Origin of the sequence: Streptomyces sp. NPDC046909, from assembly GCF_040644695.1 — a bacterium.
GTDB lineage: Bacteria > Actinomycetota > Actinomycetes > Streptomycetales > Streptomycetaceae > Streptomyces.
In genome coordinates, this window is record NZ_JBEYXC010000001.1 from 715,588 (window position 1) to 741,871 (window position 26,284).

General features: G+C 72.1%; 24 protein-coding genes. 19 read left to right on the top strand and 5 right to left on the bottom strand.

Annotated features, from left to right (window positions below; genetic code table 11):
• Positions 1–225 precede the first annotated feature (225 nt).
• The 4 genes from allB (at position 226) to ABZ928_RS02955 (ending at position 4,659) form a co-directional block, all read left to right on the top strand.
• A complete protein-coding gene (gene allB, locus ABZ928_RS02940) occupies positions 226–1,563 on the top strand; it encodes an allantoinase AllB (protein ID WP_361514684.1) in 1,338 nt (445 codons plus the stop codon).
• 60 nt (positions 1,564–1,623) lie between these two features.
• Positions 1,624–2,739 (top strand): allantoicase, encoded by a 1,116-nt coding sequence (gene alc / locus ABZ928_RS02945; RefSeq protein WP_361514685.1) that lies wholly within the window; start codon positions 1,624–1,626, stop codon positions 2,737–2,739.
• 93 nt (positions 2,740–2,832) lie between these two features.
• Positions 2,833–3,846, top strand: coding sequence for a hypothetical protein (locus ABZ928_RS02950; protein WP_361514686.1), 1,014 nt, complete (start codon positions 2,833–2,835; stop codon positions 3,844–3,846).
• A gap of 12 nt (positions 3,847–3,858) precedes the next feature.
• A complete protein-coding gene (locus ABZ928_RS02955; RefSeq protein WP_361514687.1) occupies positions 3,859–4,659 on the top strand; it encodes a hypothetical protein in 801 nt (266 codons plus the stop codon).
• Positions 4,660–4,662: 3 nt separating this feature from the next.
• On the opposite strand, the gene ABZ928_RS02960 is transcribed toward ABZ928_RS02955, so the two are convergent.
• Complete coding sequence (locus ABZ928_RS02960; RefSeq protein WP_361514688.1) at positions 4,663–5,409, bottom strand: SDR family oxidoreductase; 747 nt, start codon at positions 5,407–5,409, stop codon at positions 4,663–4,665.
• Positions 5,410–5,520: 111 nt separating this feature from the next.
• Here ABZ928_RS02960 and ABZ928_RS02965 point away from each other — a divergent pair, with 111 nt between their 5' ends.
• From ABZ928_RS02965 to ABZ928_RS02975, 3 genes are all read left to right on the top strand, one after another.
• Complete coding sequence (locus ABZ928_RS02965) at positions 5,521–6,339, top strand: AIM24 family protein (protein WP_361514689.1); 819 nt, start codon at positions 5,521–5,523, stop codon at positions 6,337–6,339.
• An 84-nt stretch (positions 6,340–6,423) separates the two neighbouring features.
• Complete coding sequence (locus tag ABZ928_RS02970; protein ID WP_361514690.1) at positions 6,424–7,050, top strand: dihydrofolate reductase family protein; 627 nt, start codon at positions 6,424–6,426, stop codon at positions 7,048–7,050.
• Between the two features lie 91 nt (positions 7,051–7,141).
• Positions 7,142–8,047 carry a DMT family transporter gene (locus ABZ928_RS02975; RefSeq protein WP_361514691.1) on the top strand — a complete coding sequence of 302 codons (906 nt, stop codon included), beginning with the start codon at positions 7,142–7,144 and terminating at the stop codon, positions 8,045–8,047.
• A gap of 123 nt (positions 8,048–8,170) precedes the next feature.
• Here the strand turns inward: ABZ928_RS02975 and ABZ928_RS02980 are convergent, their stop codons facing one another.
• Positions 8,171–8,557, bottom strand: coding sequence for a ribonuclease domain-containing protein (locus ABZ928_RS02980; protein ID WP_361514692.1), 387 nt, complete (start codon positions 8,555–8,557; stop codon positions 8,171–8,173).
• Between the two features lie 86 nt (positions 8,558–8,643).
• On the bottom strand, positions 8,644–8,844 hold the full coding sequence (locus tag ABZ928_RS02985) for a hypothetical protein (RefSeq protein WP_361514693.1): 201 nt from the start codon (positions 8,842–8,844) through the stop codon (positions 8,644–8,646).
• A gap of 170 nt (positions 8,845–9,014) precedes the next feature.
• Between ABZ928_RS02985 and ABZ928_RS02990 the strand changes: the two genes are divergently transcribed.
• The 5 genes from ABZ928_RS02990 to ABZ928_RS03010 all read left to right on the top strand — a co-directional run bounded on the left by ABZ928_RS02990 (position 9,015) and on the right by ABZ928_RS03010 (position 16,240).
• Positions 9,015–10,274 (top strand): histidine kinase, encoded by a 1,260-nt coding sequence (locus ABZ928_RS02990; protein WP_361514694.1) that lies wholly within the window; start codon positions 9,015–9,017, stop codon positions 10,272–10,274.
• A gap of 435 nt (positions 10,275–10,709) precedes the next feature.
• A complete protein-coding gene (locus ABZ928_RS02995; RefSeq protein ID WP_361514695.1) occupies positions 10,710–11,837 on the top strand; it encodes a hypothetical protein in 1,128 nt (375 codons plus the stop codon).
• A 175-nt stretch (positions 11,838–12,012) separates the two neighbouring features.
• Entirely contained in the window at positions 12,013–12,684 is a 672-nt protein-coding gene (locus tag ABZ928_RS03000; RefSeq protein WP_361514696.1) for a hypothetical protein, read from the top strand.
• A gap of 3 nt (positions 12,685–12,687) precedes the next feature.
• On the top strand, positions 12,688–13,362 hold the full coding sequence (locus ABZ928_RS03005) for an RES family NAD+ phosphorylase (protein WP_361514697.1): 675 nt from the start codon (positions 12,688–12,690) through the stop codon (positions 13,360–13,362).
• 1 nt (position 13,363) lies between these two features.
• Positions 13,364–16,240 (top strand): CHAT domain-containing protein, encoded by a 2,877-nt coding sequence (locus tag ABZ928_RS03010; protein WP_361514698.1) that lies wholly within the window; start codon positions 13,364–13,366, stop codon positions 16,238–16,240.
• Between the two features lie 7 nt (positions 16,241–16,247).
• Here the strand turns inward: ABZ928_RS03010 and ABZ928_RS03015 are convergent, their stop codons facing one another.
• The gene (locus ABZ928_RS03015; RefSeq protein ID WP_361514699.1) at positions 16,248–18,095 is read right to left on the bottom strand and encodes a caspase family protein; all 1,848 of its coding nucleotides are present in this window, start codon (positions 18,093–18,095) and stop codon (positions 16,248–16,250) included.
• 171 nt (positions 18,096–18,266) lie between these two features.
• Here ABZ928_RS03015 and ABZ928_RS03020 point away from each other — a divergent pair, with 171 nt between their 5' ends.
• From ABZ928_RS03020 to ABZ928_RS03030, 3 genes are all read left to right on the top strand, one after another.
• The gene (locus tag ABZ928_RS03020; protein WP_361514700.1) at positions 18,267–19,322 is read left to right on the top strand and encodes a hypothetical protein; all 1,056 of its coding nucleotides are present in this window, start codon (positions 18,267–18,269) and stop codon (positions 19,320–19,322) included.
• Between the two features lie 93 nt (positions 19,323–19,415).
• Entirely contained in the window at positions 19,416–20,114 is a 699-nt protein-coding gene (locus tag ABZ928_RS03025) for a response regulator transcription factor (RefSeq protein ID WP_361514701.1), read from the top strand.
• A 61-nt stretch (positions 20,115–20,175) separates the two neighbouring features.
• On the top strand, positions 20,176–21,360 hold the full coding sequence (locus ABZ928_RS03030; RefSeq protein ID WP_361514702.1) for a cytochrome P450: 1,185 nt from the start codon (positions 20,176–20,178) through the stop codon (positions 21,358–21,360).
• Positions 21,361–21,400: 40 nt separating this feature from the next.
• On the opposite strand, the gene ABZ928_RS03035 is transcribed toward ABZ928_RS03030, so the two are convergent.
• Complete coding sequence (locus tag ABZ928_RS03035) at positions 21,401–22,402, bottom strand: Gfo/Idh/MocA family oxidoreductase (protein ID WP_361514703.1); 1,002 nt, start codon at positions 22,400–22,402, stop codon at positions 21,401–21,403.
• Positions 22,403–22,531: 129 nt separating this feature from the next.
• Between ABZ928_RS03035 and ABZ928_RS03040 the strand changes: the two genes are divergently transcribed.
• The 4 genes from ABZ928_RS03040 (at position 22,532) to ABZ928_RS03055 (ending at position 26,278) form a co-directional block, all read left to right on the top strand.
• Entirely contained in the window at positions 22,532–23,269 is a 738-nt protein-coding gene (locus ABZ928_RS03040; RefSeq protein ID WP_361514920.1) for a GntR family transcriptional regulator, read from the top strand.
• Positions 23,270–23,472: 203 nt separating this feature from the next.
• The gene (locus ABZ928_RS03045; RefSeq protein ID WP_361514704.1) at positions 23,473–24,477 is read left to right on the top strand and encodes a sugar ABC transporter substrate-binding protein; all 1,005 of its coding nucleotides are present in this window, start codon (positions 23,473–23,475) and stop codon (positions 24,475–24,477) included.
• The gene (locus tag ABZ928_RS03050) at positions 24,474–25,511 is read left to right on the top strand and encodes an ABC transporter permease (RefSeq protein WP_361514705.1); all 1,038 of its coding nucleotides are present in this window, start codon (positions 24,474–24,476) and stop codon (positions 25,509–25,511) included. Before ABZ928_RS03045 ends, ABZ928_RS03050 begins: the two co-directional genes overlap by 4 nt.
• Complete coding sequence (locus ABZ928_RS03055; RefSeq protein WP_361514706.1) at positions 25,508–26,278, top strand: ATP-binding cassette domain-containing protein; 771 nt, start codon at positions 25,508–25,510, stop codon at positions 26,276–26,278. Before ABZ928_RS03050 ends, ABZ928_RS03055 begins: the two co-directional genes overlap by 4 nt.
• Positions 26,279–26,284 lie beyond the last annotated feature (6 nt).

The window sequence follows — 26,284 nt, forward strand, 5'->3', positions numbered from 1 at the left end:
AGTCGGTTGACTGCCCGCTGGTACGTAGCTACGTTCTGCCTGTCGGAATTCTAATTCCGCTTTGTGGAAACGTCCAGAGTGTGGCGGGTCGAAGCCCTGTGAAGCAGTGTGCCCTTGACGGCGCGGAAGCGGGAGTGAAGACTCCTTCAACAGAACGTTGAATTCCGTTACGTGGAAGTAAATCCCGTTTCTCGGAAGTAACAACGGCGACAGAGAGGGGTCCGGGTGTCCGACGTAGAACTGGTGCTGCGCTCGACGCACGTCATCACTCCGGAAGGGACGCGCGCCGCATCGGTCGCCGTCTCCGCCGGGAAGATCACGGCCGTCCTGCCGTACGACGCTCCCGTCCCGGAGGGTGCCCGTCTGGAGGACGTCGGCGACCATGCCGTCCTGCCCGGACTGGTCGACACCCATGTGCACGTCAACGACCCGGGCCGCACCGAGTGGGAGGGCTTCTGGACCGCCACGCGCGCGGCGGCGGCCGGCGGCATCACCACCCTCGTCGACATGCCCCTCAACTCCCTGCCGCCCACGACGACGGTCGACCACCTCCGTACGAAGAAGGACGTCGCCGCCGACAAGGCCCACATCGACGTCGGCTTCTGGGGCGGCGCCCTGCCCGACAACGTCAAGGACCTGCGCCCGCTGCACGAGGCGGGGGTCTTCGGCTTCAAGGCGTTCCTGTCCCCGTCCGGCGTCGACGAGTTCCCGCACCTCGACCAGGACCGACTCGCCCAGTCCCTCGCCGAGATCACCTCCTTCGGCGGTCTGCTGATCGTGCACGCCGAGGACCCGCACCACCTGGAGGCGGCCCCGCAGCAGGGCGGCCCGAAGTACACCGACTTCCTCGCCTCGCGCCCGCGCGACGCCGAGGACACCGCGATCGCCCAACTCATCGCCCAGGCGAAGCGGTTGGACGCGCGCGTGCACGTCCTGCACCTCTCGTCGAGCGACGCGCTCCCGCTGATCGCCACCGCCAAGGCCGAGGGTGTCCGCATCACGGTCGAGACCTGCCCGCACTATCTGACGCTGACCGCCGAGGAAGTCCCCGACGGCGCCAGCGAGTTCAAGTGCTGCCCGCCGATCCGCGAGTCCGCCAACCAGGACCTGCTCTGGCAGGCGCTGGCCGACGGCCTCATCGACGTCGTCGTCACCGACCACTCGCCGTCGACGGCCGACCTCAAGACCGATGACTTCGCGACCGCGTGGGGCGGCATCTCCGGCCTTCAGCTGAGCCTGGCGGCCGTCTGGACCGAGGCACGCAAGCGCGGTCACTCCCTGGAGGACGTCGTCCGCTGGATGTCCACGCGCACCTCCGAACTGGTCGGCCTGGACCAGAAGGGCGCCATCGAGGCCGGCCGCGACGCCGACTTCGCGGTCCTCGCCCCCGACGAGACCTTCACCGTCGACCCGGCCGCACTCCAGCACCGCAACCGTGTGACGGCGTACGCGGGCAAGACCCTGTACGGCGTGGTCAAGTCGACCTGGCTGCGCGGCGAACGCATCGTCGCGGACGGCGAGTTCACGGACCCGAAGGGCCAACTCCTCACGCGCACCCACTGATCTTCCCCCGAAAAGGGGCCCCGCACCCGCAGCGGCCGACGACCGAAAGGCACACATCAAGTGACGGCGATTCCGAGCTTCACCGGCGACGCGAACCCTTACGGCGGCGGCGACCCGTACGCCGACTACCGCACCGCCGACTTCCCCTTCACCCAGTACGCCGACCTCGCCGCCCGGCAGCTCGGCGCCGGAGTCATCGCCGCCAACGACGAGTTCTTCGCCCAGCGCGAGAACCTGCTGCTGCCCGGGCGCGCCGAGTTCGACCCCGAGCACTTCGGGCACAAGGGCAAGATCATGGACGGCTGGGAGACCAGGCGCCGCCGGGGAGCGTCCGCCGAGCACCCGTGGCCGACGGCCGAGGACCACGACTGGGCCCTGGTCCGCCTCGGTGCGCCCGGCGTGATCCGCGGGATCGTCGTCGACACCGCCCACTTCCGCGGCAACTACCCGCAGGCGGTGTCGGTCGAGGCCACCTCGGTGGCGGGCTCGCCCTCCCCCGGGGAACTCCTCGGCGACGACGTGAAGTGGACGACCCTGGTCCCCCGCACCGCGGTCGGCGGCCACGCGGCCAACGGCTTCGAGGTGGCGGTCGAGCAGCGCTTCACCCACCTCCGCGTCAACCAGCACCCCGACGGCGGCATCGCCCGCCTCCGCGTCTACGGCGAGGTCGTCCCGGACCCCGAGTGGCTGTCGGTCCTCGGCACCTTCGACGTGGTCGCCCTGGAGAACGGCGGCCAGGCCGAGGACGCCTCCAACCTCTTCTACTCCCCGGCCTCCAACACCATCCAGCCCGGCCGCTCCCGCAAGATGGACGACGGCTGGGAGACCCGCCGCCGCCGCGACCAGGGCAACGACTGGATCCGCTACCGCCTGGTGTCCCAGTCCCAGATCCGCGCGATCGAGATCGACACGGCGTACCTGAAGGGCAACAGCGCCGGCTGGGCGTCGGTCTCCGTGAAGGACGGCGAGAACGGCGACTGGCGGGAGATCCTCCCGCGCACCCGCCTCCAGCCCGACACCAACCACCGCTTCGTCCTCCCGACCCCGGCGGTCGGCACGCACGCACGCGTGGACATCTTCCCGGACGGCGGCATCTCGCGGCTGCGGCTGTTCGGTTCGCTGACGGAGACGGGGGTGGCGACGCTGACGGCTCGCCACCAGGAGCTGGGCGGCTAGCGCGGCTTGCCCCCGTGAGGCGCACCGGAGGGTCAACTTCGGTGCGCCTCGCTATCGTTGATCCCGTCGGTGTCGAGGGGCCGGGGGGATCCGATGGGCGTGCTGCTGTACTACCCGACCGTCAACCCGCCCACCGAGGTGCTCCACCAGGCGCTGCTGTACTGGGACGGGATCGCCTCCGTCGTACCGCGCGACCCACAGGTGTACGACGCCGTCGTGGGCGAGGAGCTCAAGCGGCTGGAGGAGCGGGAGCTGTACCGGCCGCTCGCGTTCAGCGAGGAGTCCTTGGACGTGCTCGACCCGTTGGGACGGGCCGGCCCCTCCTGGCGCTCGGGGCAGGCCTCGACCGTCCTCATGGAGGAACTCCGGCGGCTCGCCGCGCGTCCGGACCCACCGCGGCCCACGACGCCGGCCGAGGCAGTGCTCTACACGTCGAAGATCAGCTACCCGGTCGAGGCGGCGCTGCGGGCCATGGGACTGGCGACCAGCGACGGCTGGGGGACGCTGAACGTCTCCCGAGAGGTGCAGGCACTGATCGTCGGCGTCCTGGCCCGTGAGTTCGCCCACCACCCGGACGTCGCCTTCTTTCCGTACACGGACAACGAGACGGCGTACCGCAACAGCCTGCGCCCCGCGTCCCCGGCGGTGCGGGCCCTGGCCTGGGAGGTCGAGCTCGGGCGGCTGCTTCCGGTGCCCGCCCCCGGTACCCCGACCGCCGATGTCCTCGCCTTCCGGGACAGGTACCCGGACGAGCGGCGGCGTCTGATGCGCGCCCTGCACCGCCTGCTCGGCGATCTGCGCCGCGACTACGAGCACCCGGCGGACGTGTTCGCCCAGCTCAGGCACGAGCTCTCCGAGGCCCTGGAGGACTACCGGGCTGCCGGTCGCAGCAGCCGTACGGCCTGGGTGCACCGCTCGGTCACGGTGTCCGTCGCGCTCGCGGCCGCGGCCAGCGGGGCGCTGCTGCTGCCGGACCTCGGCTGGCTCCTCGGCACGGTCGGCGGCTACGCGCTCAACGTGGCCACGCGAGAGATCCGCCCGCTCCGCGAGGCACGTGAGGAACACGAGTTCAGCTACCTGCACCGGGTGCGCGGCGGACTTGTCTGAGGGAGGCGGCGGATGACGCTCAAGGCACGGGTCTTCGGCAGAGCACGGCTGGAGTCGGGGCGCCTGACCGTTCGTATTCTCACCAAGAGTGGTTGGCAGGAGGTGTTCTCGGTGGAACTGGAGACGCACCGCCGCCGGATCGCCCGATGGCCCATGGTGTGGGACGAGATCGACCGGCACCTTCGCAGGCACGGGTACGAGCGCAGTACTCCGGTGCCGGTCGATGAGCCGGAGGAGGGTGTGGAGTTCGCCGTGGCGGGCTGGAGCCAGAGGGCCCCACGCGCGCGATACGCGGCCGCGGGCATGGAACCGGACCTCGTCGCGCTGACGCTGCCGCCGACCGAGGTGGGGGAGATACGGCGAGCTCTCGACGCGCTCGGAACCGGCCTCGACGACTGGAGCCGGCGTGCCGTTGTCTCGCTCACGACGGGGCTGGACGAGGCCGACGCGGTGACGGTGCTGCTGCCGGCCGACCACGCGGGCTCTCTCTGGTACCTGCTCGGCGAGGCCGACCACTGGCAGCGAGGACTCGACGACGACTCGGTACGCGCGCTGGAGAGCCTCGCCGGGCACCTGGAACGGAGCCGACTCGTCGTCGGTCCGCTGCCGCACGTCCGGGAGACCCTCCAGACCGCCCTCCACGAAGCCCTCACCCGCCCGGGCGCCGAAGGGCTCGCCGCCCGCGACGAACTGCTCGGCATCGTCCGCAGATTCGCCGACGCGCACCGCACCGCCACGGCCGCGGACGACGAGGAACAACGGCGCCTCCAGGCGGAACGGACCGAGCCTGAGCAGCCCGGCCCGCCCCGCTGACCCTCACGCCGCGTGGCCCCCGTCCACCGCGAACTCGGCGCCGGTGACGTACTCCGAGCCGGCCAGGTACGCCACCATCGACGCCACCTCGTCGGCCGTCCCGAACCTCCCCAGCGCGGTCATCTCCGCCTGCCCGGAGGCATACGGCCCGTCCGCCGGGTTCATGTCCGTGTCGGTCGGGCCCGGGTGGACGATGTTCGCGGTGATCCCGCGCGGCCCCAGTTCCCGGGCGAGGGCCTTGGTGAGGCCGACCAGGGCCGACTTGCTCGTCGCGTAGAGGGTCCCGCCCGGGCCCGGCACACGCTGGGTCATGCAGGTGCCGATGGTGATGATCCGGCCCCCGGACGGCATCCGCCCGGCCGCCGCCTGCGAGGCCAGGAACACCCCCCGGACGTTCACCGCCAGCACCCGGTCCACCTCCGCGAGCGACAGCCCCTCCAGCGGACCCAGTACCCCCACCCCCACGTTGTTCACCAGCACGTCCAAGCCGCCCAGCGCCTCCGCCGTACGCTCCACCGCCCCCGCCGCCTCCTCGGCGTCCGCGGAATCCGCCCGCAGGGCCACCGCCCGCCGCCCCAGCGCCTCGACGCGCCGTACGACCTCCTCGGCCGCCTCCTTGCCGCTCGCGTACGTCAGTGCCACGTCCGCGCCCTCCCGGGCGAGCCGCAGGACCGTCGCCGCGCCGATGCCCCGGCTGCCCCCGGTGACCAGGGCGGCCTTGCCGTGCAGAGTTCCGTGAGTCGTTGTCATGCCTCCATCCCAGCGGCCCGCACGCGCGTGTGCTGGCGGCGAACGGACACGTAGCTCAGGCGGCCGTCAGCCAGGCGGAACTCTTTCCTCCGCCTCCCGCGTTCTCCTCACGTGACCCTTCAGCAAGACATCGTCGGCAACGCCATGCAGATGGCGGTCGTCAGCCTCCAGCCCGGCCAGACCGTGTACTGCGAGGCCGGAAAGTTCCTGTTCAAAACCACGAACGTGACCATGGAGACCCGCCTGAGCGGCCCGTCCGGCAGCGGCGGCGGTCAGCAGCCGCAGGGCGGCGCCGGCGGCATGGGCGGCATGCTCCGCCAGGCCATGGGCACCGCCATGCAGGTCGGTCAGCGCGCCCTCGCGGGCGAGTCGCTGGCGTTCCAGTACTTCACCTCGACCGGCGGCGAGGGCACCGTCGGCTTCGCGGGCGTCCTGCCGGGCGAGATGCGCGCGCTGGAGCTGGACGGCACGCGCGCGTGGTTCGCGGAGAAGGACGCGTTCGTCGCCGCAGAGTCCACCGTCGACTTCGGCATCGCCTTCCAGGGCGGCAAGACCGGCCGCAGCGGGGGCGAGGGCTTCATCCTGGAGAAGTTCACCGGCCGCGGCACCGTGATCATCGCCGGCGCCGGCAACTTCATCGACCTCAACCCGGCCGACTTCGGCGGCCGTATCGAGGTCGACACGGGCTGTGTCGTCGCCTTCGAGGAGGGCATCCAGTACGGCGTCCAGCGTGTCGGCGGCCTGAACCGGCAGGGGCTCATGAACGCCGTCTTCGGCGGCGAGGGGCTGTCGCTGGCCACCTTGGAGGGCAACGGCCGCGTCATCCTCCAGTCCCTCACCATCGAGAGCCTCGCCAACGCCCTGAAGAAGGCCCAGGGCGGCGACAAGCAGGGCCCGACGGGCGGCCTGTTCTCGACGAACGCCGGCTGATCCACGCGCCGCCGATGAGTTGCGGGTGCCGGTGGGGTCTGAGGTGATGACAACAGACCCCACCCACGAGAGAAGGCACCCGTCATGGGCAAGCTCGTCTCGCAGATCTTCGTCAGCCTCGACGGCGTCTACCAGGCCCCCGGCGGACCCGAGGAGGACCCCAGGGGAGGCTTCTCGCAGGGCGGCTGGACCGCCCCGTTCGACGACGAGGACTTCGGCCGCTTCGTCACCGAGGTCTTCGGCCAGGTCGGCGCGTTCCTCCTCGGCCGCCGTACGTACGACATCTTCGCCGGGTACTGGCCCAAGGTGACCGACCCCGACAACCTCATCGCCGCCCAGCTCAACACCCTGCCGAAGTTCGTCGCCTCGTCCACCCTCACCGACCCCGAGTGGGCCAACACCACCGTGATCAGCGGCGACCTGGCCAAGGAGGTCACCGCCCTCAAGGAGCGCACCGACGGCGAGCTCCAGCTCCACGGCAGCGGCGCCCTCCTCCAGTCCCTGGTGAACCTGGACCTGATCGACACCTTCCACCTGATCACCGTCCCGGTGGTGCTGGGCGCGGGCCGCCGCCTCTTCGCCGAGGGCAGCCTCCCGACCGCCTTCCGGCACCGCAGCGGCCTGATCACTTCGACCGGCGTCTCCATCCAGACGTACGACAAGGCCGGGCGCCCGGAGTACGGCTCCTTCGACCTCCCCGAAAACGCCTAGCCCAAGATCCGTGCCGCCGGTACGGTGATCGCTCCGCGTGCGAGCCGCCGATGTCTCCACATGACCGTGGGAGACCGGGAGAGCCGCCCAGATGTCCTCGATCGCCGTACCGGGCGCCCTCGCGCCCCGCCGCACCTGGCTGACCGACCTGCCCGTCCTGCTCGTGGCGGTGGTGTGGGGCGCGAGCTATCTCGCCGCCAAGGACATCACCACCGCGCGGACGGTGATCGCGGTCCTGGTGCTGCGCTTCGCGATCGTCCTGCCGGTCCTGGCCATCGCGGGATGGCGCTCGCTGCGCGCCCTGAGCGCCGCCCAGTGGCGCGGGGCCGGACTGCTCGGGCTGATCCTCAGCGGGATCTTCCTGCTGGAGACGTACGGCGTCGTCCACACCTCGGCCACCAACGCGGGCCTCATCATCAGCCTCACGATGATCTTCACGCCGCTCGCCGAGGCCGCCGTCACCCGGACCCGCCCCTCCCGGGCGTTCCTCGGCGCCGCCGCCCTCTCCGTGCTCGGCGTCGTCCTGCTCACCCAGGGCGGCGGCTTCACCAGCCCCTCCCTCGGCGACCTGCTCATGCTGCTCGCGGCCCTCGCCCGTACGGTCCACGTCCTCGCCATGTCCCGCGTCAAGGCCGTCCAGGGCGCCGACGCGCTCTCCCTGACCACCGTCCAACTCGGCGCCGCCGTAGCCGTGTTCGCGGTCCTGGCGACCGGCGCCGACGCGACACCGTGGGCGACGGCAGCGGAGTTCGGGCCTCGCGAGTGGGGAGGCCTGCTGTTCCTCTCCGCCTTCTGCACGCTGTTCGCGTTCTTCGTGCAGATGTGGGCCGTCCGCCGCACCTCCCCGTCCCGGGTCAGCCTCCTCCTCGGCACCGAGCCCCTGTGGGCCGCCCTGGCCGGCATCGCCCTCGGCGGCGAACGGCTCGGCGTGCTCGGCCTGTCGGGCGGCGCGCTGGTGCTGGTCGGGACGGCGTGGGGGCGCCGGTCGGCGGGCTGACGCAGAACCGCCCTGTCCCGCGCGGTGACGATGTGGGGGGTGCGCGGGACAGGGCGGTTCAGTGGTGCGTGCCACCTGACGGGTGGCGGGTCGCACTGTTCCTCGGGCCGATCCGTGGGGGGACTAGCAGCCGTAGTCGATCAGATCGAACGTCGCGTAGTGGTCGGCGGTGTAGTAGTCCTCCTGGTACTCCTCACCGGTGACGATCCGGCGAGCTCCGCGCGTAGACGAACCAGGTGTCTTGACCGTGTACTCGTGGTAGTACCCGCTCGACTGCGCGGGCAGGACGCCTTCCCGGTTCTGGAAGACGCTGCCGTCCTGCGAGTACGGGAAGGGACCGCCGGCCTCGATCAGCTCCAGCGTGTCGTACGCCTGCGAGGGCAGGTCGCTGTAGCAGATGCTGCCGACCGCGGCGGCCGCCGGCGTGGCGGTGACGGTGCCGCCGATGAAGAGCGCGGACAGAAGAGCGGCTGCGGCGCCGATTCGAGTGGCGCGTGGGGGGAATCTCATGCCGACATGATGACGCGCGTAGACAGTGGCATGTCAATGACAACTCCGGAGATTTTTCCCGTCAAGTCCGATGAGTTTTCCCGGAGTTAACTTCGCCCACGGCTCCCGGCGGCGGCGAACAGCGCGACCGCCAGCACCACCAGGGCCACGCTCGCGTAGATCTCGTAGCCGTCGAGGAAGCCGAGCCGCTGGACGAGCCCCCAGTGCAGATCGGTGAACTCGTGCAGCAGACCGGCGACGCCCTGCACCAGAGCGAGGAATCCGAGTGCTTCCAGCAGTTGCTTCATACCGCCCACGCTCGCCTCTCGGTGCTTTCGCCGTCATCGGCCACGGGGCGGGACGCGGCCGCGGAAGGTCGCGCCCTCCCCGCCCCGGCCGCGCCGAAAGTCTCCGGTCCCGCGACTTTGGTCGGCGATCCCGTCCGCACGGAGGTGCCCGGGTCCCCGGCTGCGTAGATTTGTCGACCGTGAGCGCAGACAAGCCGGTGGCGGTGCCCCGGACATACGCGGGGCCGCGCTGGCTGCTGCCCTCGGCCGTCCTCAAGGAACTCGACCCGGACACCGAGCGCCCCGGACGGCGGCCCCGGCGCACCGCGCGCGACTGGCTCGTCGACTTCAGCTGCTTCGCGGTGGCCGTGTTCATCGGCCTGGTCGGCGCGGACGCCGTGACCTCCAACCCGCATGTCCCGGACAGCGTCGCCCGCCTGGACCAGATCCTCGGCGCGGTCGCCTGCGCCGCGGTGTGGCTGCGCCGCCGCTGGCCCGTCGGACTGGCCGCCGCCTCCCTCCCCGTCGGGCTCGTCTCGGACACCGCGGGCGGCGCCTGCGTCATCGCCCTGTTCACGCTCGCCGTGCACCGGCCCTTCCGGTACGTGGCCTGGCTGGGCGGCGCCAACATCGCGCTGATCCCGCTCTACTTCTGGATGCGCCCCGACCCCGAACTGCCCTACCTGGCCGCCGTCGTCATCTTCGTCCTCATGGCCGCGGTGGTGATCGCCTCGGGCATGGTCGTACGGTCCAAACGCCAGCTCGTGATGAGCTTCCAGGACCGGGCCCGGCGCGCCGAGACCGAGGCCCGGCTCCGCGCGGAGCAGGCGCAACGGCTGGCCCGCGAGGCCATCGCCCGCGAGATGCACGACGTCCTCGCCCACCGCCTCACCCTGCTCAGCGTCCACGCGGGCGCGCTGGAGTTCCGGCCCGACGCACCCCAGGAGGAGGTCGCCCGCGCGGCCGGCGTCATCCGGGAGAGCGCGCACGAGGCACTCCAGGACCTGCGCGAGATCATCGGCGTCCTGCGCGCGGGCGACCACGACGACACCGGGCGCCCCCAGCCGACCCTCGCCGCCCTGGACGCACTCGTCGCCGAGTCCCGCGAGGCCGGCATGAAGGTCACCCTCGACACCCGCGTCACCGACCCCGCCACCGTCCCCGCCTCCATCGGCCGCACCGCCTACCGCATCGCCCAGGAAGGCCTCACCAACGCCCGCAAACACGCCCCCGGCACGGAAGTCACCGTCGCCGTCGAGGGCGCCCCCGGCGAAGGCCTCACCATCACGGTCCGCAACCCGGCCCCCGAGGGCGAGGTGACCCCCGTACCGGGGTCCGGGCAGGGGCTGATCGGGCTACGGGAGAGGGCGACGCTGGCTGGGGGGAGGCTGGAGAGCGGGGCGAGGGCGGAGGGCGGGTTCGAGGTGCGGGCTTGGCTGCCGTGGGGGTGAGGGGCGGGGTACTAGCCTGCCGCAGCGGCTGACGCGAGGGGGCGAGGTGCTCGCCGCCCGCCGCCGCGGCTGACGCCCCCGCTTCACCCCGCCCCGTCTCCGCCCCCCGCACCGACTCTGCACCATGCGCCACCTGATCCGCCCAACACGCCCCAACTCCGCCCCGGCCGCGACCGGGTGACGCCCTGTCAAATTCCGTTCGGCGCTTCCCGAAGCCGCCCTCACCCCGCTCCGCCCGCGATCCGGTGACGCTCTGTCGACGCCTCTTCGCCGCTCCCCGAACCAGCCTCACTCCGTCAGTCACCGCCCCAACTCCGCCCCACCCGCGACCGGATGACGCCCCGTCAACCCCCCGTCTCCGTCCCCCGAACCCGCTAGCGTGGTCCGTTGTGCGGCACTTGTGGCCGGTGCGGCGGGCCCGCGATCATGGGGGGCATGTCTCCTGGTGCTGCGGAGTTCGAGGTCGCGTCGGTCCTCAGGGAGGTGAAGATGGTCCGGGTGGAGGGCCTGGTCCGGATCCGTGACCTGGACCTTCCGCTGCTGAGGCGGGCGGCCGCCCCGCACTCCGGCGCGCTCACCGACGCCTGGCCCGTCGAGGTCGAGGACCTGCTGCGGGTCGCCGTGGCCCGGCTCGGCGGAGGCACGCTCCAGACGGCGGCCGAGTTCACGCTGGGCCTGGCACCGGGGATGCGCGACCGCCCCGCGGCGGACCGGCGCAGGCTCGCCGCACGGGCGTACAGCGTCAGCGTCGAGCGGTTCCGCAAGAGCCAGGAGGAGATGGTCCTCGGCCAGATCGCCGAGCAGGTGTGCTGGCTCGCCGGCGTCGGCGCGCGACGCGCCACGGGGACCGGCCCCGCCCTGCTCGCCCCGCATCTGCAACACCGCTTCCTGCGCGTCGGGCCCCTCGACGTGACACTCCATGTGCACCCCGTCGAACTCCTCCGGAACGTGGACGTGATCGTTTCACCGGCCAACACCCATCTCGCCCTGCCCGAGATCTTCAAGGCATCCGTACCGGCCGCACTGCGCCGCGCCGGTGCGGTGCGCGACGCGCGGGGCGACGTGACCCACGACCCCGTCCACGAGGAACTGGACGAGTGGCGCCGGAAGAACGGAGTTTCGGGACGACCGGTCCTCCCCGGAACCGTCGCGCCGACCGGGCCCGGGGCTCTCGCCGCGCGCGGAGTCCGCCGTATCTACCACGCGGCCGTCACCGTCCCCCGGCCCGGCACCAACGACTACGACGTCACCCCGCAGGACGTCGCCGGCGCCGCGGCCCGCGCACTCGCCCTGATGGACGAGGAACGCGACGCCCACGACCCGCCGTTGCGCACGATCTGCTTCCCCCTGCTGGGCGCGGGACGCGGCGGTCTGCCCCCGCAGTACAGCGTCAGCGCCCTGTGGTCCGCGCTGGCCGCCGACCCCACCGCCGACCGCGAACTCCATCTCGTCGTCCGCAGACCCCTCCTCGCGGAGCTGGTCACGGAGGTGCTCGGCGCGACCCAACAGCCCTTGAACGCGGCGGAGTCGGCGGAGTCGGCGGGGGAGGGCGCGTGCGGATGATCCCCCTTCGTCGCGCCCAGGCGCGCGTCCCAACAGCTTTCGAGGACACCGGAGTCACAGAGGGAGCGTGCGTGCGGCAGAACGCCTTCGTCGTGCGGATGATCCCCTTCGCTGTGCTCGGCCCGCCCCAACAGCCGTTACCGACACCGGAGTCGACCAGGGAGCGTGCCCGCCGATGAACCCCTTCGTCGTACTCGCCGCGTTCGCCGCCGACTTCGGCCGTCTGTCCCGGCTGCTCGCCCCTGCCGCACTGCGAGCCCTCGGCGACCGGCTCGCCGAGCTGCGGGCCGCCGGGCCGGATCAGCGCACCGCAGCCGAGCGGGCGGCCCGGACCCTCCTGGACGCCCTCCCGGCGGCGGAGGCCGCACGGCTGGGCCGGGACGGTGGCGGCGGCGATGGTGACGGTGACGGTCAGGGGCGGTTCGTGGACGCGTCAGACGCCGCGCAGTACGAGGGGTTCGACGCCGCCGACCTGTGCCTGCTGGTGCTCGACGGGAACCCGATGGTCGGGCCGGTCCTGGGCGCCGTACGACAACGACTGCTCGCACAGCCCATGTCGGAGTGGTGGCCCGAGGCCGATCCGCGGCTCATAGCCCTGTCGGGGGACGACGGCCGGACACTGCTCCCGCTGTTCCAGTTCGAGGCCGGGACCATGCCGTGGCGGATCGTGCCGGAGGTCAACGCCGTGCTGCGCGCCGAGGCCGATCCGTGGGGCGCCGCCGACTGGTGGCTGTCCCGCACGACATGGTGGGACGGTACCCCCGCCGGTCTGCTCGGCCGCGACCGGGACGCCGAACTGCTGGGCGCCGCACGGGCCTTGGTGGCCGCCGACGGGGAAGGGGAGTGACCGATGGGCAAGTACCCGCCGCCCGAGAAGCTGCCCGGCGAACCCACCCGCGCCGTCCTGCGCGCCGGCACGCCCGTCTACCGGGTCCACTCCACGCACCGCGCGCCGACGGCGTACAACTCCCGTCCCTCGCACCCCTTCTACTACGGCGGCCGCTTCGACAGCACCCCGTACGACCCCTACGGCTACCTCTACATCGGCTTCGGGGTCGGCGCTGCCGTGAGCGAGGTGCTGCTGCGCTCGCTGCCCTTCGAGGGCGACGGCGGACCGCGGCTGCTGCCGCGTGTCGCGTTCGAGCGGCGGAGTCTGTCCTTCCTGCGGCTGACCGCCGACGTCGAGGTGGTGTCGCTGATGTCCGGCGCGGACCTCGCGGCGGTGGCGCAGGACACCTGGCTGGTGCACACCGAGGGCGCGGACTATCCGCAGACCCGGGACTGGGGACACTGGATCCGCCATCGGACGAAACCCTGGGCGCAGGGCTTCGTCTGGCCGTCGAAACGCGAGCCCGCCGACCGGGTCGCCGTGCTCTTCGAGGACCGCGGCGGGGGAGCGGTCCTGGAGGCGACGGGCGCGCCGTCCGTCGACTTCGGGACCGAGGAGGGCGAGCGCTGGCTCAACGGCGTCCTCGCGCCGTACAGGACACAGGCCGCGCCACGGCGGCCGGAACGGACGATCTGAAGTGCCGCAGCACGCCTACGACTTGCACGCGCTGCTCTACGAGATCCAGCAGGGCGCGCACCAGGGGCTGAATGACGCCCAGGACATGGTCCGGCTCACCTCCCTGGTGCTCGGCCATCTGGGCTGTGCCTCGGGGCGCGAGGCGTACGACATGCTCTACGAGGACTGGAAGGCGTTGCCCCGGGGCACCACGATGTCCGGTCTGCGCGCGGGGCAGATCATCAGCATCCTTCCCCACCTCATGTTCGACCGGCCGGTCGCCGACGAGGGGCGGCAGCGGGAACTCCTCGACGAGGCGCGGAAGTACGGGCCGCAGGAACAGGCCTGGCAGGCCGGCGTTCTGGGCGTGAGCGGCATGCAGGCGATGCAACACCTGGGCGACCCGGCGGAGTTGGAGGCTTCGCTGGCCCGCCTGGAGGAGGCCCGCGACATGCTGCCGCCCGGCAGCCCCCAGCGGGACGCGGTCGAGGTCTCCCATGCCGGAGCCCGTATCCTCCTGGCCCAACTCGGCGGCGGCGAGGACGACTTCGACTCCGCCGTCGAGGACCTGGCCCGGCTCGTCGACTCCCCCGCCTTCGGTGAGCAGCAGCGGCTGCTCCTGGCCGTGCAGCTGGCCGGATACCGCTCCCACCAGGCCACCCGGCGCGAGGACGAGGCCGAACTCGCCCTGCGGATCGCGGAGATGGAGTCCGGCCTGGCGCGCATGTCGCCCGACCAGATGGACCGGCCCAACCTGGAGGCCTACCTCGACGCCGCCCGCGGCAACCTGGTGGTCCTCCGTGCCCGCCGCACCGGCGAAGACCTCACCGCGGCGGACTTCCCGCCCGCGACTCCCCTGGACGAGGTGCGACGTCAACTCGCCACCGTCCCGGAGAACGCGCGGATCGACCGGCTCGGCGACGTCGGCCTCACCCGGGCGACGCGCGCCATGCTCGCCGGCGACCACCGGGGCACGATGGAGGCGCTCGCCCTGGTCGAGGGGGCCATGGATCTGCTGGAGCCCGACGACGAACGGTGGCTCCGCAACGCCGGCATCCTCGGCATGGCCCACTGCATGCTCGCCATGAACGCCATCGCACCCCCCGCCGACTGCCCCCACCACCTGGACCAGGGCATCTCCTGGCTGCGCCACACCCTCAAGCTGACCGGCGGACCGGACCATCCCATCTGGGGGAACACCGGGATGGCGCTCGCCATGGCGTACCGGGTGCGCGGCGACTACCTGCATCCGCGCGACCGCCACGCCAAGCGCCGCAACCACGAGGAGTCCCGGCGCGTCGGCCTCGACGCGCTGCGGGCCGCGGCCTGGCAGGGCATCCTCCAGTCCGGTACCGCCCACGCCGCCGAGACCGCCCGGCGGGCCGGCGAGAACGCGCTCGACGTGGCCCGCTGGTGCATCGCCGACGGCGCCCACGCCGACGCCGTCCGCGCACTCGACGCCGGACGGGGCCTCGCCCTGCACGCGGCGACGGTGTCGACCACCGTGCCCGACCTGCTGGCCGCCGCGGGGCAGCCGCAACTCGCCGACGAATGGCGCCGTGCCGGTGCCGTGGTCGCGCCTCAGCCGGAGGCCGGGCTGACCCTCGCGGGGCAGCTGCCCCTCTCCGGCCCGTCCAGCCGGCTGCGCCGCCGGGTCCTCCAGGCGCTCTCCGCGTCCCCCCTGCGGCAGCGGCTGCTGGACGCGCCGTCCCCCGAGGAGATCGGCGCGGCCCTGCGCACCATGGGGAGGACCGCTCTCGTCTACCTGGTCCCCGGCAGCGCGGAGGATCCGAGCCTGACGGACCGGATGTTCTTCGGCCGGTACGCCGACGAAGGGCAGGCGCTCATCGTCTCGGCCGACGGCAGCACCCGGGCCCTGCCCCTGCCCCGACTCCTCGTCGAGGCAACGGAGTTGGCCTCCTACCGCGCCACCGGCACCCCCGGCCGCGACGCCGGCGGCCCGCCCACCGACCCCACCCCCGCCCCGCCGCCCCGCCCGGAGGTGAGCCGGGCCGCCCTGGAACGGCTCTGCGACTGGGCCGGTACGGCGGTGATGGAACCGCTCCTCAAGCACCTCCCGCGCGGTTACGGCCGGGTGCCCTCCGTCGTGCTGCTGCCCATGGCGGAGCTCGGCGCCGTGCCCTGGCACGCGGCCCGGATGCCCGGACGGCGCGGCCACCGTCACGCCTGTCAGGAGACGGACATCTCCTACCTGCCCTCGGCCCGGCTGCTGTGCGAGGTCGCCGCCCGGCCCGCCGCCCGGACCCGGCAGGCCCTCGTCGTCGGCAACCCCACCCGCGACCTCCACCACGCGGGCGAGGAGGCCGACGCCATCCGCCGCGCCTTCCATCCGCAGGGCGAACTGCTGGGCCCCGGCCGGGCCACGCCCGCCGCCGTCACCGACTGGCTGCGCCGGCAGCGCGGCGGACTCCTGCACCTCGCCTGCCACGGAGTGGTGCGCCAGGGCGAGCGGCACAGCGCCTATCTCGCCCTGTCCGGCGGCGAGTTGGCGGCCGAGGAACTCACCGAGGGCAGTAGCCGCTTCCGGGAGCTGGAGCTGGTCGTGCTCGCCGCGTGCCGCACCAATGTGTCGGGGCGCGGCTACGACGAGGCGTACAGCCTGTCCACCGCGTTCCTCGTGGCCGGTGCCCGCTCGGTGATCGGCTCCCTGTGGCCGGTGCCCGACGAGGCGACGTCCCTGCTGATGTACATGACCCACCACTTCATGAGCCGCGACGGCCTCGCACCCGGACCCGCCCTGCGCAGCGCCCAGTTGTGGATGCTGGACGACCACCGCCAGGCCCCGCCCGGCATGCCCACCCAACTCCAGGGCCGCGTAGGCCGTATCAGCGGCGCCGACCTGACCGCCTGGGCCGGCTTCACCCACCTGGGCTGGTGATGCGGGGTCAGGTGACCTCGGTGCGCACCACGACCTGGGCCGTCCCCCAGCGGCCCACGTCGTGCGCCGGACCGCCCGCGTCCCGCCCGTACGTCGGCGTGGCGAGCCGCAACAGCCCGCCACCGTCGCCCTCTTGCTGCTCGCGCGGCCCCTCGCCGGGCCCGGCAGGAGGCCAGGCGGACATCCGGAACGGCGCGAGGTTCAGCTCGTTCTCGGTCACGATCACCTTCAGCCAGTCCCGCGCGAAGGCCCCCCGCACCAACGCCCGCCCCGGCGGCAGCCGCAGCCACACCGGCTCCCCGCGCCGCGCGAGACCGGCCTTGCCGGCCGCGACGAACTCGCCCTCATACAGATGCGGAGAGCTGGCGTAACGATCCGTCAGGTCCAGCAGTACGCACCACAGTTGACGGTCGGAGGCGTTGTGGACGCGGACCATCACCTGCGGCTCCCGGCCGTCCGGGGTGTACCCGCAGACGATCTCGCCGTCCGCGGAGTACTCCACCCGCCCCACCGACGTGCCCTCGACGGTCACCCGGACCAGCGACGACAGCAGGGGATCGGGATTGTGCAGCTCCAGGATGTGATGCCAACGGGCCAGATGCGTCAGGCAGTCGACGACCCGCTCCGCGTCCGCCCCCGTCCGCAACGGCAGATCGGGCACCGGATACCCGGCCCCGCCCGACACCCGCGCCCATCCGCCCGCCACGTCCACCCGCAACGGCAGCCCCTTCCCGCCGAGGGCGAGCACCGGCACCGGCGCCATGGCCGCCGACAGCAGCCGCACGGTCCCGGGGTCCCCGGAGAGCGTCACGGCGGCGGGCGTGAACGCGAGCGCGGTCGGTGTCACCGGGTGCGCCAAGTACCGGTCGTGCGGCCCCGGTTGCCAGCCGTCCGGTTCCACCAGACAGGACTCGGGCAGCACTTGGCGTACGACGACCTTGCGCGACGTCGGCCCGCCCAGCAGCGTGAACTCCGCGCCGGTCGCCCGCAGCCCGTGCGCCCTGCCGCAGTTGACCTCCCAGCCGGACGTCGTGTGCCGGAGCAGGAACGGCTCGGTCGAGACCGGATCCCCCGATAGAAAGCCGCCGTTCTCCGGGCCGCGCAGCTCGGGATGCTGGAGCGGCGTCCTCGCGCGCACCCCCTCCTCCGCCAGGGCGTGCAGCGCGCCGTACGCGGCGGTGGGCCCCAGCCGGTCGAGCGCGCCCAGCAGCGCGTGACTGAAGTAGCCGCGGAACCGCCCGTCGATGGCGTTCTCGTGCGCACGCTCGTCCGGACGGCAGGCCGCGAGCAGCACATGCCGGGCCGCCTCGGGGCCCGCGCCGCTGGCCTCCCGGACCCTGGTCGGGATCGGCCACCAGGGCTGCCAGTCCACGCCCCGGCCGGTCCCGCCGGGCGGCCCGAAGCCGAGGTCGCGGGTCGCGCCGCCCGCGTGGCAGCAGTCGAGGACCGCGAGGACATGAGTGCCGCGCGCCGCGATGCCGTCGAGCAGCGCGCCCAGCTCGGTGTCCTGGAGCATCGGTCGGCCGCGCGGCCCCAGACTGTCCTGGCACACCAGCGCCTGCGCCCAGCCGGTCGCCTCGCGCGGATCGTCCGTGCGGTACTCGCTGCCGTGCCCGCTGAACCAGAACAGCGCGGTGTCGTCCGGACCGCACCGCCCGAGATGCCGCTCCACGGCCGCCAGCACGGCCGCCCTGGACGCCTCCCCGTCGTGCAGGGCCTTGACCACGGGCGTCAACGTCCCGGTCTGCCGCCGCAGCCAACTCTCCGCTTCCCGCGCGTCGTTGACACAGCCCCGCAGCCGATGGCGTCCCGGATAGTCGTCGATGCCCACGAACAGGGCGTACACGGTGCGCATGCGACGATCTTGCCAGCAACGACAGGGCGCACACAGGGCGTTCACGGGGCGTGTGCCGGTCGGATCCGCACAACCCTATGACCCCGTGGCGTGAAGCGAGTTGACTGGGGTGAACAGATTCGGTCGGCCTCACACGGCCGCGGCACCACCAGCACCGGAAGGAACAGCAGCGTGAGCTTCGGGGGACCCGGCAATCCGTACCAACCGCCGTATCAGCCACCGCCTTCGAACCCGTACCAGCCGCCACCGGCGAACCCGTATCCGCCGCCACCGCCGAACTACGGGCCCTACGTCCCGCCCCCGCCGTATCCGAACCCCTACCCGCCGTACGTCCCGCAGCCGCGCCCGTACGTCCCGCAGGGAGGCCTGCTGGGCGGTCTGCGCGGCGCCGAATGGCCGCCGCTGCGCGACCTGTTGCGCGGCCTGCGGCAGCGGGTCCACGGCTGTGCGTGGGTGCTCCTGCTGGTGCCGTGCACCTGGTTCGTGGTGCCGGGCCTGATGGTGGCCTACGTGTTCGCCCGCTCGGCCCGCGTCAGGGCGCACCGCCTCTTCCCGCCCCGCGCCCACCGCCTCTTCCACGACCCTCAGGTGACACGCCTTCAGAAGGCGCGGGCGCTGAGCGCGGCCGCCATGACCCTCGCCCTGCTCATCGCCTACGGCAAGCCGGAGGACTTCGGCGAGGCACAGGAGCAGTACCTGATGCGGCTCGTGGTCACCCCGCCGCTGCTGCTCCTGAGCGCCCCCGTGGTGATCGCCGTGCTGTTCCGCTGGGCGCCGCCGCACGCCAGGCCGCACATGCGGCAGCGGGTGCGCGCCGCGGGCAGGGCCGCGCTGTGGTACGTCGGCGCGGTGACGGCCATTCCCCTGATCACGGGCCTGGTCGTGCTGCTCGAACGGGAGGGGCTGTCCACCCCCGACGTGCCCTGGTTCACCGTCGTGCTCATGGTGCCCCTGTTCTGGCTGCTGTTCTTCCTGGCGTTCGCCACCGGCCCCGCCGTGCGCAGCGGGTTCAACTCCGCCGAGGTGCACGCGGCGCTGCCCGCCCTGCTCACCGGCGTCCTGGTGTGGGAGTTCGCGATCATCAGCCTGGCCGCGGGCGGACCGCCACCGGGACCGCCCGTCATCTCGGTCCTCGCGTTCGTCGGCGGCCCGGCCTCGGTGTGCGCGGTGGCCTGGTGGGAGATCCACCGGCTCCAGACCCGGCACGGCGTACGGCTGCGCGGCTGACGGCGTACGGCACGACGAGCCGGAACCTACGGCACCACGACCCCGGAACCGTACGAGGCCACCACGCCCCGAAACCGTGATTACGTAAGGCCCATGACCGCGATCAGACTGCTCCTCGTCGACGACGATCCACTGGTGCGGGCCGGCCTGTCCCTGATGATCGGCGGCGCCGACGGCATCGAGATCGTCGGCGAGGCCGCCGACGGCAAGGACGTCGACGCGCTCGTCGACCGCACCCGCCCGGACGTCGTCCTCATGGACATCCGGATGCCGTCCGTGGACGGCCTCACCGCCACCGAACGGCTGCGCGCCCGGCCCGACGCGCCGCAGGTCGTGGTCCTCACCACCTTCCACGCCGACGACCAGGTCCTGCGCGCCCTGCGCGCGGGCGCCGCCGGGTTCGTCCTCAAGGACACCCCGCCCGCTCAGATCGTCGACGCGGTACGCCGGGTCGCGGCCGGCGACCCCGTTCTGTCGCCCACCGTCACCCGGCAGTTGATGCACCACGCGGCCGGCACCGCCGCCGACACCCGCCGGGCACGCGCGCGTGAGCGGGTCGCCGCCCTCAACGACCGCGAGACCGAGGTCGCCGTCGCGGTCGGCCGGGGCCTGTCCAACGCCGAGATCGCCGCCGGACTCTTCATGAGCGTGGCCACCGTCAAGACCCACGTCTCCCGCGTCCTCGCCAAGCTCGACCTCAACAACCGGGTGCAGATCGCGCTGCTGGCGTACGACGCGGGGCTGTTGGAGGAAGCGGAGGAAACGGAGGGAACCGGGGAGGGCGGGCACTAGCGGGGCGTGCCGAACGTTCTTGAGGCCGAGCGTTCTTCAGCGCGAGGGGGAGAGGATGGTCATGGCAGAAGTGGTCGACCTGGGCGAGTTCGGGGACGCGTTCCGCAGGGATCCGCATCCCGTGTACGCGCGGCTGCGCGAGCGCGGACCGGTGCATCGGATCCGGCCGCCGGGCTCCGATCCCGACTACTGGGCCTGGCTCGTCGTCGGCCATGAGGAGGCGCGGGCGGCGCTCGCCGACCCCCGGCTCTCCAAGGACGGCCGCAGGATCAGCGTGACCTTCCACGAGGAGGAGCTGATCGGCCGGCATCTGCTCGGTGCCGACCCGCCCGAGCACACCCGGCTGCGCGGCCTGGTCTCCCGCGCCTTCACGATGCGCCGGGTGGAGCGACTGCGGCCCAGGATCCAGGAGATCACCGACGAACTACTCGACGTGATGCTGCCGTACGGCCGCGCCGACCTCGTCCAGTCCCTCGCCTACCCGCTGCCGATCACCGTCATCTGCGAACTCCTCGGCGTGCCCGAGATGGACCGCACCGAGTTCCGGAAGCTGTCGACGGAGGTGGTCGCCCCGACCAGCCCCGAGGCCTCGTACGACGCCGTGGTCCGGCTCGACGCGTACCTCCGCGAGCTGATCGAGGACAAGCGCTCCGCGGGGCCTGGCGACGACCTGCTGAGCGACCTCATCCGCACCACCGCCGAGGACGGCGACCGCCTCTCCGCGCGCGAACTGCGCGGCATGGCCTTCCTCCTGCTGATCGCCGGCCACGAGACCACGGTCAACCTCATCACCAACGGCGTCCACGCCCTGCTCACCCACCCCGGCCAACTCGCCGCCCTGCGCGCCGACATGAGCCTCATCGACGGTGCCGTGGAGGAGACACTGCGCTACGAGGGACCGGTGGAGAACGCGACGTTCCGCTACGCCGCCGAGCCCCTGGAGATAGCGGGCACCGCGGTGGCCCGGGGCGACCACGTCATGATCGGCCTCACCGCGGCCGACCGCGACGCCACCCGCTACCCGTCCCCGGACACCTTCGACATCCGCCGCGACCCCCGCGGCCACCTCGCCTTCGGCCACGGCATCCACTACTGCCTCGGCGCCCCCCTGGCCCGCCTGGAGGCCGCCACCGCCCTGGAGACCCTCCTGCGCCGCACCCCGGACCTCGCCCTCGACGGACCGCCGGGGGAGTGGCTGCCGGGGATGCTGATACGGGGGCTGCGGAGTCTGCCGGTGCGCTGGTAGGGCGGCCTGGCGGGACGCGGGGCCGGGTGCCGGTCGCCTTTCAGCCCGGCAGCTCCGCCAGCCGTACCGGCCGCCGCTCCCGCCGGGACACCTCGCACGCCTCCGCGATCCGCAGCGCCTGGAGGGCCTCGCGTCCGTCGCAGGGGTTGGTCCCGCCGTCCCGGACCACCTCCACGAACGCGTTCAGCTCGGCCTCGTAGGCGGGCCCGAACCGCTCCAGGAACCCGGTCCAGGGCTTGGTGGCGGCGGGCGGACCCGACGGCTCGGTGGAGGCGATCGGCGTGCGGTCGTCCAGGCCGACGACGACCTGGTCCAGTTCCCCGGCCAGCTCCATCCGTACGTCGTACCCGGCGCCGTTCAGCCGCGTCGCCGTGGCCGTGGCGAGCGTGCCGTCGTCGAGGGTGAGGACGGCCGCGGCCGTGTCGATGTCACCCGCGTCCCGGAACATCGGCGGCCCGGCGTCGGACCCGGCCGCGTACACGTCGACGACCTCCCGCCCGGTCACCCACCGCAGGGCGTCGAAGTCGTGGATCAGCGTGTCCCGGTACAGCCCGCCGGACAGGGGCAGCCACGCGGCGGGCGGCGGCGCCTGGTCGGAGGTCAGCGCCCGTACGGTGTGCAGCCGACCGAGCCGCCCCGACCGTACGGCCTCCCGCGCGCCCACGTACCCGGCGTCGAAGCGCCGCTGGAACCCCATCTGGAGCACCGTCCCGGCCGACTCGACCTCCCCGATCGCCTGGAGCGTGCCCGGCAGGTCGAGGGCGATCGGCTTCTCGCAGAACACCGGGAGCGCCGACCGCGCGGCCCGCCCGATCAGCTCCGCGTGCGCCGACGTGGCGGTGGTGATCACCACCGCGTCCACGCCCCACTTGAAGATCTCGTCGACCCCCGGCGCGGCCGTCTCCCCCAGCCGGTGCGCCAGCTCCTGCGCCCGCGCGCCGTCCGCGTCCGTGAGGATCAGGGAGCCGACATCACGATGGCGACTGAGTGTGTTCGCGTGAATGGTGCCGATCCGGCCCGTCCCGATGACCCCGATGCGCATGTGAACAAAATGTGGCCGAGGCCCCCACCCTGTCAATGCATATGTCCGGACAATCTGACTACACAACTTCCCGTCAACAGCGCGCGGAGCTACGCTCGGCCCGTGCCGAAACCAGATGTGGACCCGACCGTGTCGCTCGAACTCAGTGTGGACCGGAGCAGCCCGGTGCCGTTGTACTTCCAGCTGTCCCAGCAGCTGGAGGCCGCGATCGAGCACGGCAGCCTCACCCCCGGCAGCCTGCTGGGCAACGAGATCGAGCTCGCCGCGCGCCTGGGTCTGTCCCGGCCCACCGTCCGCCAGGCCATCCAGTCGCTCGTCGACAAGGGCCTGCTCGTCCGCCGCCGCGGCGTCGGCACGCAGGTCGTGCACAGCCAGGTCAAGCGCCCACTGGAGCTCAGCAGCCTCTACGACGACCTGGAGTCGGCGGGCCAGCGCCCCGCCACCAAGGTCATCGTCAACACCATGGTCCCGGCGTCCGCCGAGATCGCCGCCGCGCTCGGCGTGGCCGAGGACAGCGACGTCCACCGCGTCGAGCGGCTGCGCCTCGCGCACGGCGAGCCGATGGCGTACCTCTGCAACTACCTCCCGCCGGGCCTGCTCGACCTGGACACCGCCCAGCTGGAGGCCACCGGCCTCTACCGGATGATGCGGTCCGCCGGGATCACCCTGCACAGTGCCCGCCAGTCCATCGGCGCCCGCGGCGCGACCGCCGCCGAGGCCGACCGGCTCGCCGAGGAGGAGGGCGCCCCGCTGCTCACCATGCAGCGCGTGACGTTCGACGACACCGGGCGCGCGGTGGAGTTCGGCACCCACACCTACCGTCCGACCCGCTACTCCTTCGAGTTCCAGCTGCTCGTCAGGCCCTGAGAACGGCCTTGAGAATGGCCCTGGGGACGGCCGCGAGATCCCTCGAAGATCGCCGCATTGGTCGCAATGTCCGGACAATGCGACCGACGCGCGGTCCCCGGTCACGCGATGTGCGAGGCCTGTGTTCAACAATGGGGCGTTTGGGGCTGGTGAGGTCACCAGCCCCTTAGTACGTCAGAACACAGCAAGAAGGGCACGGCCTCGTGGCACGACTGAGGACCTGGGCAGGAATCGCGCTGGCAGGGGCACTCTCCGTGTCACTCGCCGGATGCAGCAGCACCGGCGGCAAACGCGCCGAGGACGCCCGCGAGGCCGCGGCCGCCCAGGGGAGGGCGGCGGTGAACACACCCCGCTGGACCTTCGCGATGATCACCCATTCCGGTGATGGCGACACCTTCTGGGACATCGTCCAGAACGGCGCGAAGCAGGCCGCCGTCAAGGACAACATCGACTTCCTGTACTCCCACGACGACGAGGCCCAGCAGCAGGCCCAGCTCGTGGACGCGGCCGTCGACAAGAAGGTCGACGGCATCATCGTCACCCTCGCCAAGCCCGACGCGATGAAGGCCGCCGTAGCCCGCGCCGAGAAGGCCGGCATCCCCGTGATCACCGTGAACTCCGGCTCCGAGGAGTCCAAGGAGTTCGGCGCCCTTGCCCACATCGGCCAGGACGAGACGATCGCGGGCCAGGCCGTCGGCGAGGAGCTCAACAAGCGCGGGAAGAAGAAGGCGGTCTGCGTCCTGCACGAGCAGGGCAACGTCGGCCACGAACAGCGCTGCGCGGGCGTCAAGGAGACCTTCGACGGCACCGTCCAGAACCTCTACGTCACCGGCACGAGCATGCCCGACGTGCAGTCCGCGATCAGCGCCAAGCTCCAGGCCGACGACTCCATCGACGCCGTCGTGACGCTCGGCGCCCCGTACGCCGACACCGCCGTGAAGGCCAAGCAGGACGCGGGCAGCGAGGCCGAGATCGACACCTTCGACCTCAACGCCAAGGTCGCCGCCGAGCTCACGTCCGGCACCCTCGGCTTCGCCGTCGACCAGCAGCCCTACCTCCAGGGCTACGAGGCCGTCGACCTCCTGTGGCTGTACAAGTACAACGACGACGTCCTCGGTGGCGGCAAGCCCGTCCTCACCGGCCCGCAGATCATCACCAAGGACCAGGCGGCGGCCCTGGAGCAGTACACCGAGCGAGGCACCCGATGAGCGCGGCGACAGCCTCCACGGACGACCGCCTCCTGGAGACCTCCCGCCTCCGCAAGCTGCTCGGCCGCCCCGAACTCGGCTCGGTGGTCGGCGCGCTCGCCGTCTTCGTCTTCTTCGCCCTCGTCGCCGACGGCTTCCTGCGCCCCGCCAGCCTCAGCACGGTCCTCTACGCCTCCTCCACGATCGGCATCATGGCCGTCCCGGTGGCGCTCCTCATGATCGGCGGCGAGTTCGACCTCTCGGCGGGCGTCCTGGTCACGACCTCCGCGCTGGTCTCGTCGATGTTCAGCTACCAGATGACGGCGAACACCTGGGTGGGCACAGGAGTCTCGCTCCTGGTCACCCTCGCCGTCGGCGCCTTCAACGGCCTGATGCTCACCCGCACCAAACTCCCCAGCTTCATCATCACGCTCGGCACCTTCCTGATGCTGACCGGCCTGAACCTAGGCTTCACCAAGCTCATCGACGGCACGGTCTCCACGAAGTCCATCTCCGACATGGAGGGCTTCCCGAGCGCCCACGACGTCTTCGCCTCGACACTGACCATCGGCGACGTCGACTTCAAGATCACGATCCTCTGGTGGTTCGCCCTGGTGGCACTGGCCTCCTGGATCCTCCTGCGCACCCGCGCCGGCAACTGGATCTTCGCGGTGGGCGGCAACCAGGACGCGGCCCGCGCGGTGGGCGTCCCGGTCACGAAGACCAAAGTCGGCCTGTACATGGGCGTGGCCCTCGGCGCCTGGATCTCCGGCCAGCACCTGCTCTACTCGTACGACGTCGTCCAGTCCGGCGAGGGCGTCGGCAACGAGCTGATCTACATCATCGCGGCCGTCATCGGCGGCTGTCTGATCACCGGCGGCTACGGAAGCGCGGTCGGCTCGGCCGTCGGCGCTCTTATCTTCGGCATGACCAGCAAGGGCATCGTCTTCGCCGAGTGGAACCCCGACTGGTTCAAGTTCTTCCTCGGAGCGATGCTGCTCCTCGCGACCCTGCTCAACGCCTGGGTCCGCAAGCGCGCGGAGGCGACCAAGTGACCCTCGTCGAATTGACCGACGTCAGCAAGCACTACGGCAACATCCGCGCCCTGGAGGGTGTCTCCCTGGAGGTCGACGCGGGCGAGGTCACCTGTGTCCTGGGGGACAACGGCGCGGGCAAGTCGACCCTGATCAAAATCATCGCGGGCCTGCACCGGCACGACGGCGGCACCCTGCGGATCGAGGGCGAGGAGACCCGCCTGTCCTCTCCGAGGGAGGCCCTGGACCGCGGCATCGCCACGGTCTACCAGGACCTGGCGGTCGTCCCCCTCATGCCGGTCTGGCGGAACTTCTTCCTCGGCTCGGAACCGCGCAAGGGCGCCGGCCCCTTCAAGCGCATGGACGTCGACCTCATGCGCCGCACGACCCACGCCGAACTCCTGCGCATGGGCATCGACCTACGAGACGTCGACCAGCCCATCGGCACCCTCTCGGGCGGCGAACGCCAGTGCGTGGCGATCGCGAGAGCGGTGCACTTCGGTGCCAAGGTCCTGGTCCTGGACGAACCGACGGCGGCGCTGGGCGTCAAGCAGTCGGGAGTGGTCCTCAAATACGTGGCGGCGGCCCGCGACGAGGGCCTGGGCGTGGTCTTCATCACCCACAACCCGCATCACGCGTACATGGTGGGGGACAGGTTCGTCCTGCTGAAGAGGGGCGAGATGGTAGGCAATCACACGCGGTCCTCGGTCACGCTGGACGAGCTGACAAGGCAAATGGCAGGCGGAACAGAGCTGGACGATCTACGCCATGAACTGCAACGCCGCTAGGGGCGC

Coding starts and splice junctions, on each gene's coding strand:
- ABZ928_RS02950 (WP_361514686.1), top strand. CDS start 2,833: ATGGGCGTGCTGCTGTACTACCCGACCGTCAACCCGCCCACCGAGGTG.
- ABZ928_RS02955 (WP_361514687.1), top strand. CDS start 3,859: ATGACGCTCAAGGCACGGGTCTTCGGCAGAGCACGGCTGGAGTCGGGG.
- ABZ928_RS02960 (WP_361514688.1), bottom strand. CDS start 5,409: ATGACAACGACTCACGGAACTCTGCACGGCAAGGCCGCCCTGGTCACC.
- ABZ928_RS02970 (WP_361514690.1), top strand. CDS start 6,424: ATGGGCAAGCTCGTCTCGCAGATCTTCGTCAGCCTCGACGGCGTCTAC.
- ABZ928_RS02975 (WP_361514691.1), top strand. CDS start 7,142: ATGTCCTCGATCGCCGTACCGGGCGCCCTCGCGCCCCGCCGCACCTGG.
- ABZ928_RS02980 (WP_361514692.1), bottom strand. CDS start 8,557: ATGAGATTCCCCCCACGCGCCACTCGAATCGGCGCCGCAGCCGCTCTT.
- ABZ928_RS02985 (WP_361514693.1), bottom strand. CDS start 8,844: ATGAAGCAACTGCTGGAAGCACTCGGATTCCTCGCTCTGGTGCAGGGC.
- ABZ928_RS02995 (WP_361514695.1), top strand. CDS start 10,710: ATGTCTCCTGGTGCTGCGGAGTTCGAGGTCGCGTCGGTCCTCAGGGAG.
- ABZ928_RS03000 (WP_361514696.1), top strand. CDS start 12,013: ATGAACCCCTTCGTCGTACTCGCCGCGTTCGCCGCCGACTTCGGCCGT.
- ABZ928_RS03005 (WP_361514697.1), top strand. CDS start 12,688: ATGGGCAAGTACCCGCCGCCCGAGAAGCTGCCCGGCGAACCCACCCGC.
- ABZ928_RS03015 (WP_361514699.1), bottom strand. CDS start 18,095: ATGCGCACCGTGTACGCCCTGTTCGTGGGCATCGACGACTATCCGGGA.
- ABZ928_RS03025 (WP_361514701.1), top strand. CDS start 19,416: ATGACCGCGATCAGACTGCTCCTCGTCGACGACGATCCACTGGTGCGG.
- ABZ928_RS03030 (WP_361514702.1), top strand. CDS start 20,176: ATGGCAGAAGTGGTCGACCTGGGCGAGTTCGGGGACGCGTTCCGCAGG.
- ABZ928_RS03035 (WP_361514703.1), bottom strand. CDS start 22,402: ATGCGCATCGGGGTCATCGGGACGGGCCGGATCGGCACCATTCACGCG.
- ABZ928_RS03050 (WP_361514705.1), top strand. CDS start 24,474: ATGAGCGCGGCGACAGCCTCCACGGACGACCGCCTCCTGGAGACCTCC.